The organism is Pseudomonas sp. S32 (genome assembly GCF_016648095.1).
Taxonomy (GTDB): Bacteria; Pseudomonadota; Gammaproteobacteria; order Pseudomonadales; family Pseudomonadaceae; genus Aquipseudomonas; species Aquipseudomonas parafulva.
In genome coordinates this window covers 12,833-29,236 of record NZ_JACVVF010000028.1, presented here as the reverse complement: position 1 = coordinate 29,236, position 16,404 = coordinate 12,833, and the positions used below count along the sequence as shown (strand labels likewise).

The following is a 16,404-nucleotide window of genomic DNA, read 5'->3' as shown; positions in this document are numbered from 1 at the left end:
CCTGAACAGTGAACCACCCTGCAAGGAAGAACTGATTGCCCAGGGCTAACTCCCAACTGCTTCGTCGCGGCCGTTTCTCAGAACCTGGCAGGCTGTATCTGCTGACCACGATCACACACGGGCGTAAGCCCCTCTTTCACAATTTCGCTCATGCGAGGCTGGTCATCCAGCACCTGTACCAGTCGGACAAGGAGCAAAGCTGTCGTTCCCTCGCCTGGGTGTTGATGCCAGACCACTTGCATTGGCTCATACAATTGGAGAACGCAACGCTAGGTACATTGATGCGCAGGTTCAAATCCAGGTCCAGTCGCGCATTACACCAGGCAGGGCTTGAGCATGATCCAGTGTGGCAACCTGGGTATCAGGATCGAGCTCTGCGACGGGAGGAAAGCATCGTGCATGTGGCCCGGTACATCGTCGCCAACCCCTTGCGGGCTGGCTTGGCAAGGCGTGTCGGGGACTATCCACACTGGGATGCGGTATGGCTCTGAGTCATGACTTCAGGCATTCGCGGGTAAACCCGCTCCCACAGAGGCACCCCACACTGCTAGTCAGAAAAATTGCGCAATCCTTGTAGGTGAAACTGTCTTCCACAAGATCTCAAAGCTGGCGCAATCACTTTGGGAACAACTGTCTTCCGCAAGATCTCAAAGTTGGCGCCATCACTGTGGGAGCGGGTTTACCCGCGAACACCGGCGAAGCCGGTGCCATGCACCGCGCTGCCTGCTTCGCGGGTAAACCCGCTCCCACAGGAGAGGGGTCCACCCGCAAAAGCACCTGGTCAGGCGGAAGCGCCCAACTGGCCTGGGCGTCGCACCTGGGGCTGCGGGGCATTGGCGGCTGAAGTACCAGACGAAGAGGTCACCAACGAGACAGACAGCAGAATCAGGCCCCCACAGAGGCACCCACACTGCTAGTCAGAAAAAAAGCGTAATCCCTGTGGGTGAAACTGTCTTCCACAAGATCTCAAAGCTGGCGCAATCACTGTGGGAGCGGGTTTACCCGCGAACACCGGCGAGGCCGGTGCCATGCACCGCGCTGCATGCTTCGCGGGTGAACCCGCCCCCACAGGATGGGGGTTCACCCGCGAAGGCGCCTGGTCAGGCGGAAGCGCCCAACTGGCCTGAGCGTCGCACCTGGGGCTGCGAGGCGTTGGCGGCTGCGCCTTCTTCAATAGCCTGCTGAATCGCCTTGCGGCGGCGTTCTTCGGCGCGGCGGCTGAAGTACCAGACGAAGAAGGTCACCAACGAGACAGACAGCAGAATCAGGCTGGCCACCGCGTTGATCTCGGGCTTCACACCCAACCGCACCGCCGAGAACACTTCCATCGGCAAGGTGGTCGAACCCGGGCCCGACACGAAGCTGGCCAATACCAGGTCATCCAGCGACAGCGCAAACGACATCATGCCGCCAGCCGCCAGCGAAGGCGCGATCATCGGGATGGTGATCAGGAAGAACACCTTCCACGGCTTGGCACCCAGGTCCATCGCCGCTTCCTCGATCGACAGGTCCAGCTCGCGCAGCCGCGCCGATACCACCACCGCCACATACGCCGCACAGAACGTGGTGTGGGCGATCCAGATGGTGACGATGCCACGCTCCTGCGGCCAGCCGATCATCTGCGCCATGGCCACGAACAGCAGCAACAGCGAAAGGCCAGTGATCACCTCGGGCATGACCAGTGGCGCTGTGACCAGGCCACCGAACAGCGTCCGCCCCTTGAAGCGGGTGACCCGGGTCAGCACGAACGCCGCCATGGTCCCCAATGCCACCGCCGCCACCGCCGTGTAGCAGGCAATTTCCAGCGAGCGCATCACCGACCCCATCAACTGGGTGTTGTCGAGCAGGCCGACATACCACTTGACCGACCAGCCGCCCCACACCGTCACCAGCTTGGAGGCGTTGAACGAATAGATCACCAGGATCAGCATCGGCAGGTAGATGAACAGCAAGCCGAGCACCAGCATCAGCTTGGAGAAACTGAAGCGCTTCATGCCCTGCCCTCCATTTCTTTGGCCTGGCTACGGTTGAACAGCAGAATCGGCACAATCAGAATCGCCAGCATCACCACCGCCAGCGCAGACGCCACCGGCCAGTCGCGGTTGTTGAAGAACTCCTGCCACAGCACCTTGCCGATCATCAGGGTTTCCGGCCCGCCGAGCAGTTCAGGGATCACGAATTCACCCACCACCGGAATGAACACCAGCATGCAGCCGGCAATGATGCCGTTCTTCGACAGCGGCACGGTGATTTTCCAGAAGCTGTTGAAGGTGCTGGAGCCAAGGTCGGACGCGGCTTCGAGCAAACTTGAGTCATGCTTAACCAGGTTGGCGAACAGCGGCAGGATCATGAACGGCAGGTACGAATAGACCACGCCGATATACACCGCCAGGTTGGTATTGAGAATCTGCAGTGGCTGGTCGATCAGGCCCGTCCACATCAGGAAGCCGTTGAGCAGCCCGTTGTTGCTCAAAATGCCCATCCACGCATAGACGCGGATCAGGATCGCCGTCCAGGTGGGCATCATGATCAGCAACAGCAGCACCGTCTGGGTTTCTTTCTTGGCATTGGCAATGGCATAGGCCATGGGGTAGCCGATCAACAGGCACAACAGGGTGCTGAAGAAGGCCATCTTCAGCGAGCCGAGGTAGGCCGAGATGTACAGGTCGTCCTCAGTCAGCAGGCCGTAGTTGGCCAGGTTGAGCACCAGCTGGATCTTGTCTTCGACGTAGCTGTAGATCTCGGTGTACGGCGGGATCGCCACGTCAGCTTCGGCAAAGCTGATCTTCAGCACGATGAAGAACGGCAGCATGAAGAACAGGAACAGCCAAACGAACGGCACACCGATCACCAGGTGCCGCCCCTCAGGGGTGATGCGCCGGAAGGCTCGCTTGAGCTTGCGCAGCTTCATGACCGCAGTACCACGCCGCTGTCGTCTTCCCACCACACGTAGACTTCATCGTCCCAGGTGGGGCGGGCGCCCTGGCGCTCGGCGTTGGCGACGAACGACTGGACGATCTTGCCGCTCGGCAGTTGCACATGGAACACCGAGTGGCCGCCCAGGTAGGCGATGTCGTGGATCTTGCCGCGTGACCAGTTGTATTCAAAGTCTGGCTGCTGGGTGGTGACCAGCATCTTCTCGGGGCGCAATGCGTAGGTGATGTGCTTATCTTCCACCGAGGTGGAAACCCCGTGGCCCACATAGATCTTGCGTTCGAGCTCTGGCGAGGCGATCAGGGCGTGGCCCTCGGCATCGTCGATCACCTCGGCGTCGAACAGGTTGACGTTGCCGATGAACTCGCACACCAGGCGGCTGGTGGGGGTTTCATAGATGTCCACCGGCGAGCCTATCTGGGCGATCCAGCCCAGGTGCATGATGGCGATGCGCTGGGCCATGGTCATGGCCTCTTCCTGGTCGTGGGTGACCATGACGCAGGTCACGCCCACACGCTCGATGATCTCCACCAGCTCCAGCTGCATCTGCGAGCGCAGCTTCTTGTCCAGCGCGCCCATCGGTTCATCCAGCAGCAGCAGCTTGGGGCGCTTGGCCAGCGAACGGGCCAGGGCCACACGCTGGCGCTGGCCACCGGACAACTGGTGCGGCTTGCGCTTGGCGTACTGGGTCATGTGCACCAGTTTCAGCATCTCGGCCACACGGGCTTCGATGTCGGCCTTGGGCATGCGGTCCTGCTGCAGGCCAAAGGCGATGTTCTGCGCCACGGTCATGTGCGGGAACAGCGCGTACGACTGGAACATCATGTTGATGGGCCGTTCGTAGGGCGGCATGTCGGTGATGTCGACACCATCGAGGAAAATGCGCCCCTCGGTGGGCCGCTCGAAGCCGGCGAGCATGCGCAGCAAGGTGGACTTGCCAGAGCCGGACCCACCGAGCAAGGCGAAGATCTCGCCCTTGCGGATTTCCAGGGACACATCGTCCACGGCGACCGTTTCGTCGAATTTTTTCGTGACCCGGTCGATCTTGACCAGCACCTGCTTGGGTTGCTGGCCACCCTCGAGGGCTTTTTTATAGGCACCGGAGGCAACTGCCATGAGTGAAACTCCCAACAAGATTTTTTATGCCCGCCGGGCCTGACGCGCAGGCACCGGTGCGGGCCTGGTGGATTACTTGCCCGACTTGACCTTGGTCCAGCTACGGGTCATCAGGCGCTGCACCTTGGGCGGCAGCTCTGAGTTCACGAACATCTTGTCCAGTACGTCCTGCGGTGGGTAAACCGCGGCGTCAGTCCTCACGGCCTGGTCCATCAGGTCGCCAGCCTTCAGGTTGGGGTTGGCGTAACCGACGTAATCACTGACCTGGGCGATAACCTCAGGTTTCAGCAAATAGTTGATGAAGGCATGGGCCTGTTCGACGTTCTTGGCGTCCTTGGGGATGGCCAGTACGTCGAACCAGAGGTTGCCGCCTTCCTTGGGAATGGCATAGGCCAGGTTCACGCCCTTCTTCGCCTCTGCGGCGCGGGCCTTGGCCTGGAACACATCGCCCGAGAACCCCGCTGCCACACAGATATCGCCGTTGGCCAGGTCGGTGATGTATTTGGAAGAATGGAAGTACGTCACGTACGGGCGCACGGCCAGCAGCTTCTGCTCTGCGGCCTGGTAATCCTTGGCATTGGTGCTGTTGGGGTTCAGCCCCATGTAGTTGAGCACTGCCGGGAGCATTTCGTCTGCCGAATCGAGGAACGCCACCCCACACTTGGAGAGCTTTTTCATGTTCTCGGGTTCGAACAGCACAGCCCAGGAGTCGATGGTGTCCACGCCCAGCGCAGCCTTCACCTTGTCGACGTTGTAACCAATGCCGTTGGTGCCCCACAGGTAGGGCACGGCATACAGGTTGCCCGGGTCGTTCTTGTCCAGCCGCTTCATCAGCGACGGGTCAAGGTTGGAATAGTTTGGCAGCAGGTTTCTGTCGAGCTTGCGGAAGGCGCCCGCCTTGATCTGCTTGCCGAGAAAGTGGTTGGACGGCACGACCACGTCGTAGCCGGTGTTACCGGCCAGCAACTTGCCCTCCAGGGTTTCGTTGGAGTCGAACACATCCAGCACAGGCTTGATGCCAGTGGCTTTTTCGAAGTCCGCGAGTGTGGTTGGGCCGATGTAGTCGGACCAGTTGTACACGTGCACCGTCGGCGCCGCTTGGACGCTGCATGCCAGCGTCAGGCCCGCTGCAGCCATGAAGGCCTTGCGTAATACAGAATTGGACAAGTGGGAGGTCCTCACAATCAGTGCCTGGGTAGCGACAATGCTGCCGCACACGCAAAACCGGCGCGCAACTTACCTTCGCAGCCTCGATGACGCAATCATCAATTGCCATTCTTGGCCTCCAGGCCGGAAAAGCCCGGCCCAGAGGTGCTGCAACGGGCTTACTTGCCCGATTTGATCTTGGTCCAGCTACGGGTGATAACCCGCTGTACAGCCGCATCAGGCGCTGCAATTGCGTACAGCTGCTTTTTCACTTCGGCGGACGGGTAGATGCTCGGGTCGCTGGTGATGTCCTTGTCCACAAATTGAGTGGCGGCCTTGTTGCCGTTGGGGAAGCGCACGGCATTGGTGATCTCGGCCATGACTTCTGGCTGCATCAGGAAGTCCATGAACTTGTAGGCCGCTTCCTTGTGCTCGGCGTCCTTGGGCATGGCGACCATGTCATAGAACGTGCCGGCACCTTCCTTCGGAATCACGTAGTCCAGCTTGACCTTGTCGCCAGCTTCGTGGGCGCGGGTCTTGGACTGTTCCAGGTCACCCGAGTAGCCGACCGCCAGGCAGATGTTGCCGTTGGCCAGGTCGCCGATGTACTTGGAGGAGTGGAAGTAGGTGATCGAAGGACGGATGGAGAGGAACAGGTCCTCGGCGGCCTTCAGGTCTTCTTTCTTGGTGCTGTTGGTCGGCAGCTTCAGGTAGTGCAGCGCAGCCGGCAGCATCTCGGTGGGGGCGTCGAGGAAGCTCACGCCGCAGCTCTTGAGCTTGGCGATGTTCTCGGGCTTGAACACCACATCCCACGAGTCGATCTTGTCGACACCCAGTGCGGCCTTGATCTTCTCTGGGTTGTAGCCGATGCCGATCGAACCCCACATGTAGGGGAAGGCGTATTTGTTGCCCGGGTCGCTGGCATCACCCACGGCCTTGAGCAGATCTTCGTCCAGGTTTTTCCAGTTGGGCAGCTTGGAGCGGTCCAGCTCCTGGTAGACACCCGCCTTGATCTGCTTGGCCAGGAAGTTGTTGGACGGCACCACGATGTCGTAGCCCGACTTGCCGGCCAGCAACTTGGCCTCCAGGGTTTCGTTGCTGTCGAAAACGTCGTACTTGACCTTGATACCCGACTGTTTTTCGAATTTGGCGATGGTGTCCGGAGCGATGTAGTCCGACCAGTTGTAGACGTTCAATTCCTTGTCTTCAGCCTGTGCAGCACCCGCCATCGCGCCCATCAGGGCTGCGGCCAGCAACGTCTTGCCCATTTTATTCATGCGTCATGCTCCAGATTGTTCGGTTAGCCATCCGTTCAGCTGCCAGGCCACGCAGTACCTGCGTTTGGGCGACTGCAGCAGCCGCTAGTCTGGCAAGTTACGAGGCTGTGTTTCAAGAAAACCACAACCTTGTAACGACTTAATGTCACATCGCTAGGTTCATTTGATCGCTTCGAGGGTGAGGTCCAGGCACTTGCGGGCCTTTTCCACCAGTTCGTCGATCTCCTGATGGCTGATGACCAGGGGCGGCGCGATGATCATCGTATCGCCCACCGCGCGCATGATCAGGCCGTTGTCGAAGCAGAAATTGCGGCAGATCATGCCAACACCCATGCCCTCGTAACGGCTGCGCGTGGCCTTGTCCTTCACCAGCTCGATAGCGCCGAGCAGGCCCAGGCCACGCACTTCACCCACCAGCGGGTGGCCCTGCAGCTCACGCAAACGCTGTTGCAAATACGGTGCCGCTTCGCTGCGGGCCTTCTCTACGATGTGCTCGTCGCGCAGGATTCGCAGGTTTTCCAGGCCCACTGCTGCGGCCACAGGGTGGCCAGAATAGGTAAAGCCATGGTTGAAGTCGCCGCCTTCGCTGAGTACCTGGGCCACCGTGTCACGCACGATCACACCGCCCATGGGGATGTAACCGGAGGTAAGGCCTTTGGCGATGGTCATCAGGTCGGGCGTGAGGCCGTAGTAATCCGAGCCGAACCACTCGCCGGTACGGCCGAAGCCGCAGATTACCTCGTCGGCCACGAACAGGATGTCGTACTTGGCGAGGATCTGCTTTACCTTCGGCCAGTAGGTGTCTGGCGGGATGATCACACCCCCGGCGCCCTGAATAGGCTCGGCAATGAACGCCGCAACGTTCTCTTCGCCGACCTCGAGAATTTTCTGTTCCAGCTGTTCGGCAGCCCAGACCCCGAAGGCGTCCGGCGTCATGTCGCCACCCTCGCCGTACCAGTACGGCTGGGGGATGTGCACGATGCCGGGTATCGGCAGGCCGCCCTGCTCGTGCATACCGCTCATGCCGCCCAGGCTGGCGCCGGCTACCGTGGAGCCGTGGTAGCCGTTGATGCGGCCAATCACGGTCTGCTTCTGCGGTTTGCCCTTCAGGGCCCAGTAATGGCGAACCATGCGCAGCACAGTGTCGTTGCCCTCGGAACCTGAGCTGGTGAAGAACACATGGCTCATGCCTGCCGGGGCAACCTCGGTGATGGCCTTGGCCAGTTCCAGGGCCGGGGGGTGCGCGGTCTGGAAGAACAGGTTGTAGTAAGGCAACTCACGCATCTGCCGCTCTGCCGCCTGCACCAGTTCTTCACGGCCATAACCTACCGCCACGCACCACAGGCCGGCCATGCCGTCGAGAATCTTGTGCCCCTCGCTGTCCCACAAATGCACGCCCTGGGCCTTGGTAATGATGCGCGGCCCCTTTTCCTTCAACTGTTTGTAGTCGCTGAAGGGGGCGAGGTGGTGCTCGCCACTCAGGGTTTGCCATTCACGGGTTTGCGGGTTGTTGAGGCTCATGTGCTTCTCCGTAGACAGACAGCCGCGCTGCTGCGGCACCAGGGTTGATCAGACAGCAAACAGCAGGAACTCACGCTCCCAGGAACTGATGACGCGCTTGAAGTTCTCGTGCTCGGCACGTTTGGTGGCGACATAGCCGGTGATGAACTTCTTGCCCAGGTACTGCACCAGGGCACGGCTGTTCTCCATGCGTTCCAGGGCGTCTTCGATGGTGAGCGGCAAGCGCAGGTTGCGCCGCTCGTAACCACGCCCCTGTACCGGCGCACTGGCGGCAATGCCTTCGACCATGCCGATGTAGCCACACAGCAGGCTGGCTGCAATGGCCAGGTAGGGGTTGGCGTCGGCGCCAGGCAGGCGGTTTTCCACCCGCCGGTTTTGCGGGCCGGCGTCCGGTACGCGCAGGCCGACGGTACGGTTTTCTTCACCCCACTCCACGTTCACCGGTGCCGAGGTGTCGGGCAGGAAGCGGCGGAACGAGTTGACGTTGGGGGCGAACAGCGGCAATGCCTCGGGGATGAACTTCTGCAGGCCGCCAATGTGGTTGAGGAACAGCTCGCTCATGCTGCCATCGGCATTGCTGAAGATATTCTTGCCAGTGGCCACGTCCACCACGCTCTGGTGCAGGTGCATGGCGCTGCCGGGCTCACCGGTCATGGGCTTGGCCATAAAGGTAGCCGCCACGTTGTGCTTGAGCGCCGCCTCACGCATGGTGCGCTTGAACACCAGGATCTGGTCTGCCAGGTGCAGGGCATCGCCGTGACGGAAGTTGATTTCCATCTGCGCCGTGCCGTCTTCATGAATGAGCGTGTCCAGGTCGAGCTGCTGCAGTTCGCACCAGTCGTAGACGTCTTCAAACAGCGGGTCGAATTCGTTGGCGGCTTCGATCGAGAACGACTGGCGCCCCGTTTCTGGGCGGCCTGAACGGCCTACGGGCGGTTGCAGCGGGAAGTCGGGGTCTTCAACGCGCTTGGTCAGGTAGAACTCCATCTCGGGCGCGACGATGGGCTGCCAGCCCTTGTCGGCGTAGAGCTTAAGCACCTTTTTCAGCACGTTGCGCGGCGACAGCTCGACTGGGTTGCCCTTCTTGTCGTAGGTGTCGTGGATCACCTGCGCCGTCGGTTCGATGGCCCAGGGCACCAGGAACACGGCGCCCTCGTCGGGGCGGCAGATCATGTCGATGTCCGCTGGGTCCAGCAGCTCGTAGTAGATGTCGTCGTCCACATAATCGCCGGTCACGGTCTGCAGCAACACGCTCTCGGGCAGGCGCATGCCTTTTTCGGCGATGAACTTGTTGGTGGGCGAAATCTTGCCGCGCGTGATGCCTGTCAGGTCGCTGATCATGCATTCGACTTCGGTGATCTTGTGCTCTTTCAACCAATCGGTGAGCTGGTCGAGGTTGTTACTCATAAATACCTCAGGAGGTAAGGTGGTCCGCGACTTGATTCTGGCTGCAGTAGGTAGCTAAAGCAAAACCCTCCGCCCACGCGGGGGGTGGATACACTGCACGTGGAGCGTATCCGTAATGGGGTATCGGGGCAGGAATACAGAGAAAAGGCGAAAACCAATGACGAGGGCGGGCCGAGCGATGCCAGACGTCAATTATTGCGGCCAGTACGGACCTTGTGTCGACGCACCGCGCAAGCATGACTGGAACACCCTGCAGCACTGTACGTGCAGTGCTTTCAGGCCGTGACAAGCGGACCATGTGACCCTCGTTTTATTGTGTTCTGGGGTGTGATCGAGCTTAGCCTCGTTCATTTTTTTACACAACTACTGCGTAAAAAATAAACGACGGCAAGCTTCAGATAGCCCTTCTCGATGGAAATAGCGGATAATGGCACGCCCCGATATGCAGCAAATCTGCCGTAGATGAGCCATTTCAGGGCATCATGGGGTCGGCTTGACATCAGTTGGGCTTTTCGATTGACTGGTCCTGCAAGCCCCCCTTGATTGATATTTTTAACAACAAAGGTGTTGCATCATGTCGGTACCCCCGCGTGCCGTTCAGCTTAACGAAGCGAACGCGTTCCTTAAGGAACATCCTGAGGTTCTCTACGTTGACCTTCTGATTGCAGATATGAATGGTGTGGTGCGCGGCAAGCGCATAGAGCGCACCAGCCTCCACAAGGTTTACGAGAAAGGCATCAACCTGCCGGCCTCCCTCTTCGCCCTGGACATCAACGGTTCCACCGTCGAAAGCACCGGGCTTGGCCTGGACATCGGCGATGCTGACCGCATCTGCTACCCGATTCCGGACACCCTCTCCAACGAGCCATGGCAAAAACGCCCGACTGCCCAGCTGCTGATGACCATGCACGAGCTGGAAGGCGAGCCGTTCTTCGCCGACCCGCGTGAAGTGCTGCGCCAGGTGGTGAGCAAGTTCGATGACATGGGCCTGACCATCTGCGCCGCATTCGAACTGGAGTTCTACCTGATCGACCAGGAGAACGTGAACGGCCGCCCGCAGCCACCACGCTCGCCTATTTCAGGCAAACGCCCGCAGTCGACGCAGGTCTACCTGATCGACGACCTCGACGAGTATGCCGACTGCCTGCAGGACATCCTCGAAGGCGCCAAGGAACAAGGCATCCCGGCTGACGCCATCGTCAAGGAAAGCGCCCCCGCCCAGTTCGAAGTCAACCTGCACCACGTGCCCGACCCGCTCAAGGCGTGCGACTACGCGGTACTGCTCAAGCGGCTGATCAAGAACATCGCCTACGACCATGAGATGGACACCACCTTCATGGCCAAGCCCTACCCGGGCCAGGCAGGCAACGGTTTGCATGTACACATTTCCGTGCTGGACAAAGATGGCAACAACATCTTCACCAGCGAGGATCCCGAGCAGAACGCCGCGCTACGTCACGCTGTCGGCGGTGTGCTCGAGACCCTGCCCGCGTCCATGGCGTTCCTGTGCCCGAACGTGAACTCGTACCGCCGCTTTGGCGCGCAGTTCTACGTGCCCAATGCGCCGAGCTGGGGCCTGGACAACCGTACCGTCGCCCTGCGCGTGCCTACTGGCTCGCCGGACGCGGTGCGTATCGAACACCGCGTGGCCGGTGCCGATGCCAACCCGTACCTGATGATGGCTGCCGTGCTGGCAGGCGTTCACCATGGCCTGACCAACAAGGTCGAGCCTGGCGAGCCGATCGAAGGCAACTCGTACGAGCAGCTGGAACAGAGCCTGCCGAACAACCTGCGCGATGCACTGCGCGAGCTGGATGACAGCGAGATCCTCAACAAGTACATCGATCCGAAGTACATCGACATTTTTGTCGCGTGCAAGGAGAGCGAGCTGGAGGAGTTCGAGCACTCGATCTCTGACCTCGAGTACAACTGGTATCTGCACACCGTGTAAATGAAAACGCCGCCTATCCAGGCGGCGTTTTTTTGGGGGCTCCCGCGAAGAGCCCACCCCAGGTTTACAGAGCCTTCTCGAAAATCTTCGAATTGCGCTGGTAGTTGTACAGCGAAGCCCTCGCCGCCGGCAGGCGCTCGACACCACTGGGTGCAAAACCGCGCTCGCGGAACCAGTGCGCCGTACGCGTGGTGAGCACGAACAAGGTACTCAACCCCAACTGCCGGGCGCGGCTCTCGATGCGCTCCAGCAGCTCGTCACCGCGCCCGCCGTGGCGGTACTCCGGGTTTACCGCCAGGCATGCCAGCTCGCCGGTATCGGACTCGGCAATCGGGTACAACGCCGCGCAGGCGATGATCATGCCTTCACGCTCCACCACGCTGAACTGCTCGATCTCGCGCTCCAGCACCTCACGGGAGCGACGCACCAGGATGCCTTGCTCTTCCAGCGGGCTGATAAGGTCGAGCAAACCGCCCACGTCTTCGATGGTGGCCTCGCGCACGATCTCGAACTGCTCTTGCGACACCAGCGTACCGCCACCTCCCCGGGTGAACAGCTCGTTCAGCAGCGCACCGTCTTCGGCATAACTGACGATATGGCTGCGCGCCACGCCGCCCTTGCACGCCTCGGCTGCAGCGTCCAGCAACTCGGCCTGGTAGTCACTGCCCAGCCGCTGCAGATGGGGCGCCACCTGCTGCGGGCGCAGCTCACGTATCAGGTTGCCCTGCTCGTCCAGCAAGCCCGACTCGGCACCGAACAGCAGCAACTTGTCGGCGCCCAGTTCGATGGCAGCACGGGTGGCGACGTCTTCGCAGGCCAGGTTGAAGATTTCACCGGTGGGCGAATAGCCCAGCGGTGACAACAATACGATGGAGCGCTCGTCGAGCAGCCGGCTGATGCCTTTGCGGTCAACCCGGCGCACTTCGCCGGTGTGGTGGAAGTCCACACCCTCCACCACCCCGATGGGCCGTGCGGTGACCAGGTTGCCGGAGGCTACCCGCAAACGTGAACCCTGCATCGGCGAGGCGGCGATATCCATCGACAACCGTGCCTCGATGGCCAGGCGCAGCGCCCCCACCGCATCGATCACGCAGTCCAGCGTGGGCGCGTCGGTGATGCGCAGGCCGCGATGGTAGCGCGGGGCAAGGCCACGCTCGGCCAGGCGGTTTTCGATCTGCGGGCGCGAACCATGCACCAGCACCAGGCGCACGCCCAGGCTGTGAAGCAGCACCAGGTCGTGGACGATGTTGCCGAAATTAGGGTGTGCAACCCCATCGCCGGGGAGCATGACCACGAAGGTGCAGTCGCGATGGGCGTTGATGTACGGGGAGGCATGACGCAGCCAGTTGACGTAATCGGGCATGACAGGGCCTGTGGGTAAGTGGACGGAGAACGGCGGTACAGGGGGCGTTCGGCATCATCGTCGGAACAGGCTTGCGGTCACGCGCGGTCTCCTCTAGGCAGAAACGATTGAATGCGATGGACGTTTACTGCAGGCAATAGTGCCTGATCAGGTCACGCAATAGACGCACGGTGGGCTCGATACGTGACATTTCAAGGTATTCGCCAGGCTGGTGGGCGCAGGCGATATCACCCGGGCCCAGCACGATGGTCTGGCAGCCCAGCTGCTGAAGATAAGGCGCTTCAGTGCCGAATGCCACCGCTTCGGCGCGGTGGCCAGTGAGGCGCTCGGCCACCTGGACAAGCTCGGCGTCGGCCGCCTGCTCGAACGGCGGCACCTCGGGGAACAGCGGCGCGTAGTCGATGCGCACTTCGTGGCGCTCGGCGACCGGCTGCAACTTTTCACGGATGGCGGCACGCAACTGTTCCACGTCCATGCCCGGCAACGGCCGCAGGTCGAACTCCAGGGCGCATTGCCCACAGATACGGTTGGGGTTGTCGCCCCCGTGAATACAGCCGAAGTTCATGGTCGGCGTAGGTACCGTGAACTGCGGGTTACGGTAGGTCGCCTGCCATTGCCGGCGCAGGCCCATCAGTTCGCCCATGGCCTCGTGCATGGCCTCCATGGCGCTGTGGCCCAGGCTCGGGTCGGAGGAGTGGCCGCTGCGCCCGAGGATGTCGATGCGGTCCATCAGGATGCCCTTGTGCATGCGGATGGGCTTGAGGCCGGTCGGCTCGCCGATGACGGCTGCACGGCCAAGCGGCTGGCCGGCCTGCGCCAAGGCGCGGGCACCGGACATCGAGCTCTCTTCGTCACAGGTGGCCAGGATCAGCAAGGGCTGCTTGAAGCCATGCTCGAGCAGCGGGATGACCGCCTCGATGACCAGCGCAAAAAAACCTTTCATGTCGCAGCTGCCCAGCCCCACCCAGCGGCCGCCCACCTCGGTGAGTTTGAGCGGGTCACTGGTCCACAGTTGCTCGTCATACGGCACCGTGTCGCTGTGCCCGGCCAGCACCAGCCCGCCCGGGCCGGTACCACGGCTGGCCAGCAGGTTGAATTTGCCGGGGGTGACCTGCTGAATGTCGCAGGCAAACCCCAGGTCACCGAGCCAACCCGCCAGCAGGTCGATCACCTGGCGGTTGGACTGGTCCAGCGCAGGCTGGGTGCAGCTGACCGAAGGCGCAGCGATCAAGGCGGCAAATTGGTCTTTCAGCGGCGGCAACGGCATGCGCGTACTCCTTGGAAGCGTTGCCCATCATAGGACTATCCGCTGTCTGGAATAAACCGTTGGCGGTCGACTGCTGTAGACTCTGCGTCAACCACGCCCCCTCCTTCGAGCCTGTGATGCACAAAGAAACCGAACTCAAGCTGCGCGCCAGCCGCGAGACCCTTGCCGCGCTACGCGAGCACCCGCTGCTGAAAAAGCGCAACAAGTCTGGCTGGCAGACCCGCGAACTGCTCAACCAGTACTTCGACACCCCCGAGCGCGAGCTTTCTGCCGCCCGCGTCGCCCTGCGCCTGCGCCGCGACGGCGATGCCGTCATCCAGACCTTGAAATGCCGCGGCCAGAGCGTGGCCGGGCTGTCCGAGCGCAACGAGTACGAGTGGCCGCTGGACAAGGCCAAGCTGGACCTCAAGAAGCTCGACGACAGCTGCTGGCCGGTACAACTGGCCAGCCTGGACAAAAAAACCATCAAGCCGCTGTTCACCACCGACTTCAGCCGTGAATACGCCGAAATCGCCTGGGGCCGCGGCAAGAGCAAGGTTGTGATCGAAGCAGCCCTGGACCAAGGCTTTGTGGTCGCCGGCAAGCGCAAGGAAGCCATCTGCGAGTTGGAGCTGGAACTGCGCGAGGGTGACCCGCAGGCCTTGCTGGAGCTCGCTGCGGAGCTTGCCGCCAGCCTGCCACTGATGCCATGCGACATCAGCAAGGCCGAGCGTGGCTACCGCCTGCTGGAGCCTGACAGCTACGACCTGGGGCTGCCAGCCACCGAGCTGGACGCCGAGATGGCAGTGGACGATGCCTACGCCGCCCTGGCCTGGCAACTGCTGGGCAGCAGCCAGCGACTGGCCGAGCAGTACCGCCACAATGGCCATTGGCGGCTGCTGCAGGACTGGGTGGAATGCCTGGGCGAACTGCGCGCCCTTACCGCCAGCCTGGGCCAGGCAGCCCCGCGTGCTGCTACCCGCGACCTGCGCGGCCGCCTTGATGCGCTGCTGGAAGACTGGCGCCCGCTGGTACAGGCTGGCAACGACGACGAAGACGTGCGCCGCGCAGCCCCCGAGCAGTTTGCCGAAGAGCTCGAAGACACCCGCTGGGGCCAGTTCTCGCTGGAAACCTCGCGCTGGCTGCTGGCCCGTACCTGGACGGTGGAGCGCAAGGGCCGTGGCGAGCGTCAGGGCAAGGCGCAACTGGCCAGCTGGCTGGCACACCTGGTGGGTGAAGAAGGCCGCGCGCTCAAGTTGCCGCTGTACACCCAACGCCCCGAAGACCTGGCAGAACAGCTGCCGCGCATCGAACAGTTGCTGGCCTGGCTGCACCATGCCCGGCAGGTACTGGAAGCGCCGCAGATGGACCGCCTGTACGGTGACCTGAAGAAGCTCCATGAGCTGGCGGAGCAACCCATCAGCGATGAGTTGCTGGAAGCCCGCATCGAACAGGCGCGTGCCGTGGATCAGAGCCGGGGCTGGAAGCACCTGCTCAAGGCCTGAACCCCGCTCAAGCCCCGCTGCGCCCTCAACGGGCCAGCGGCAGGCTGGTGGTGGACTTGATTTCCGAGAGGGCCACGATCGAGTTCACCTCCTGTATGCCAGGCACATTCGACAGTTTTTCGAAGAAGAACCGCTCGTAGGCTTCGATGTCGGGCGTGACGATGCGCAGCAGAAAGTCCACAGACCCCATCAGCACATAGCATTCCAGCACCTCCGGAAACCCACGGATTGCGTCGGTGAACTCGGTGAAGTTGGAGCGCCCGTGTGCGTTGAGTTTCACCTCGGCAAATATCTGCGTGTTCAGGCCAATTTTCTTGCGGTCCAGCAAAGTGACCTGGCCCCGGATGACGCCTTCCTCGCGCAACCGCTGAATACGGCGCCAGCACGGCGATTGCGACAGGCCCACACGCTCGGCGATCTGTGCGCTCGACAGCGACGCGTCTTCCTGCAGCAGTTCCAGAATGCGACGGTCGTAAGCATCCAGTTCGCTGCGCATTGATCAGTCTCCAATATGTGTTTTGTCGAATAACTTTATTCGCCTTACCAGCGAACAAGCTCGATCATAGCGAAACAATGCCGTTTCAGGCATGCAAGAATTTCTGCATGAACCTGGAGATGCCCATGAACCCGACGCCCCGTACCGACGCCTGGGCTGCCAGCAACGCCCACAGCACCGTGAGCTACCAGCTGCAGGCCGAAGCCGAGCCGGACAGCCTGTGCCGCGTGCTCAACCTCTTCGCGTTGCAGTTTCTGACGCCGCACAGCGTCCACGTGAGCCAGCACGAGGATTGGCTGGCCATTGAAATCGGCATTGCCGGGCTAAGCTGGCACCGCGCCGAGGTGATTGCACAAAAACTTCGTAACCTGGTGTGCGTAGCCGATGTGAACCTGACCAACCAACACCGTGTGGAACTGGCAGTGATCTAGCGCCAGCGCAG

At 61.4% G+C, this 16,404-nt stretch carries 14 protein-coding genes; 4 read left to right on the top strand and 10 right to left on the bottom strand.

Annotated elements, in window-relative coordinates; genetic code table 11:
• Window positions 1–35: 35 nt before the first annotated feature.
• Window positions 36–491, top strand: coding sequence for an REP-associated tyrosine transposase (locus IAE38_RS15950; protein ID WP_201218272.1), 456 nt, complete (start codon window positions 36–38; stop codon window positions 489–491).
• A 609-nt stretch (window positions 492–1,100) separates the two neighbouring features.
• Here IAE38_RS15950 and IAE38_RS15945 read toward each other — a convergent pair.
• The 7 genes from IAE38_RS15945 to IAE38_RS15915 all read right to left on the bottom strand — a co-directional run bounded on the left by IAE38_RS15945 (window position 1,101) and on the right by IAE38_RS15915 (window position 9,401).
• A complete protein-coding gene (locus tag IAE38_RS15945) occupies window positions 1,101–1,994 on the bottom strand; it encodes an ABC transporter permease subunit (protein ID WP_201218271.1) in 894 nt (297 codons plus the stop codon).
• Window positions 1,991–2,911 carry an ABC transporter permease subunit gene (locus tag IAE38_RS15940; protein ID WP_028632976.1) on the bottom strand — a complete coding sequence of 307 codons (921 nt, stop codon included), beginning with the start codon at window positions 2,909–2,911 and terminating at the stop codon, window positions 1,991–1,993. Before IAE38_RS15940 ends, IAE38_RS15945 begins: the two co-directional genes overlap by 4 nt.
• The gene (potA, locus tag IAE38_RS15935) at window positions 2,908–4,050 is read right to left on the bottom strand and encodes a polyamine ABC transporter ATP-binding protein (protein WP_028632975.1); all 1,143 of its coding nucleotides are present in this window, start codon (window positions 4,048–4,050) and stop codon (window positions 2,908–2,910) included. Before potA ends, IAE38_RS15940 begins: the two co-directional genes overlap by 4 nt.
• Before the next feature lie 72 nt (window positions 4,051–4,122).
• Complete coding sequence (locus IAE38_RS15930) at window positions 4,123–5,217, bottom strand: polyamine ABC transporter substrate-binding protein (RefSeq protein WP_201218270.1); 1,095 nt, start codon at window positions 5,215–5,217, stop codon at window positions 4,123–4,125.
• 158 nt (window positions 5,218–5,375) lie between these two features.
• On the bottom strand, window positions 5,376–6,473 hold the full coding sequence (locus tag IAE38_RS15925; protein ID WP_028632973.1) for a polyamine ABC transporter substrate-binding protein: 1,098 nt from the start codon (window positions 6,471–6,473) through the stop codon (window positions 5,376–5,378).
• Window positions 6,474–6,632: 159 nt separating this feature from the next.
• A complete protein-coding gene (locus tag IAE38_RS15920) occupies window positions 6,633–7,994 on the bottom strand; it encodes an aspartate aminotransferase family protein (protein ID WP_201218269.1) in 1,362 nt (453 codons plus the stop codon).
• 48 nt (window positions 7,995–8,042) lie between these two features.
• On the bottom strand, window positions 8,043–9,401 hold the full coding sequence (locus IAE38_RS15915) for a glutamine synthetase family protein (protein ID WP_028632971.1): 1,359 nt from the start codon (window positions 9,399–9,401) through the stop codon (window positions 8,043–8,045).
• Window positions 9,402–9,975: 574 nt separating this feature from the next.
• On the opposite strand from IAE38_RS15915, the gene IAE38_RS15910 reads away from it, so the two are divergent.
• Window positions 9,976–11,352 carry a glutamine synthetase family protein gene (locus IAE38_RS15910; RefSeq protein WP_028632970.1) on the top strand — a complete coding sequence of 459 codons (1,377 nt, stop codon included), beginning with the start codon at window positions 9,976–9,978 and terminating at the stop codon, window positions 11,350–11,352.
• Window positions 11,353–11,416: 64 nt separating this feature from the next.
• Here the strand turns inward: IAE38_RS15910 and argA are convergent, their stop codons facing one another.
• A complete protein-coding gene (gene argA / locus IAE38_RS15905) occupies window positions 11,417–12,715 on the bottom strand; it encodes an amino-acid N-acetyltransferase (RefSeq protein WP_028632969.1) in 1,299 nt (432 codons plus the stop codon).
• 124 nt (window positions 12,716–12,839) lie between these two features.
• Window positions 12,840–13,982 (bottom strand): acetylornithine deacetylase, encoded by a 1,143-nt coding sequence (gene argE, locus IAE38_RS15900; protein ID WP_201218267.1) that lies wholly within the window; start codon window positions 13,980–13,982, stop codon window positions 12,840–12,842.
• Between the two features lie 116 nt (window positions 13,983–14,098).
• Between argE and IAE38_RS15895 the strand changes: the two genes are divergently transcribed.
• Window positions 14,099–15,466: a CYTH domain-containing protein gene (locus tag IAE38_RS15895; RefSeq protein ID WP_201218266.1), complete on the top strand. Its 1,368-nt coding sequence runs from the start codon at window positions 14,099–14,101 to the stop codon at window positions 15,464–15,466.
• A gap of 25 nt (window positions 15,467–15,491) precedes the next feature.
• Here IAE38_RS15895 and IAE38_RS15890 read toward each other — a convergent pair whose 3' ends face one another.
• Entirely contained in the window at window positions 15,492–15,962 is a 471-nt protein-coding gene (locus IAE38_RS15890) for an Lrp/AsnC family transcriptional regulator (protein WP_201163822.1), read from the bottom strand.
• Window positions 15,963–16,087: 125 nt separating this feature from the next.
• Between IAE38_RS15890 and IAE38_RS15885 the strand changes: the two genes are divergently transcribed.
• The gene (locus IAE38_RS15885) at window positions 16,088–16,393 is read left to right on the top strand and encodes a hypothetical protein (RefSeq protein WP_201218264.1); all 306 of its coding nucleotides are present in this window, start codon (window positions 16,088–16,090) and stop codon (window positions 16,391–16,393) included.
• The last annotated feature ends 11 nt before the right edge of the window (window positions 16,394–16,404 follow it).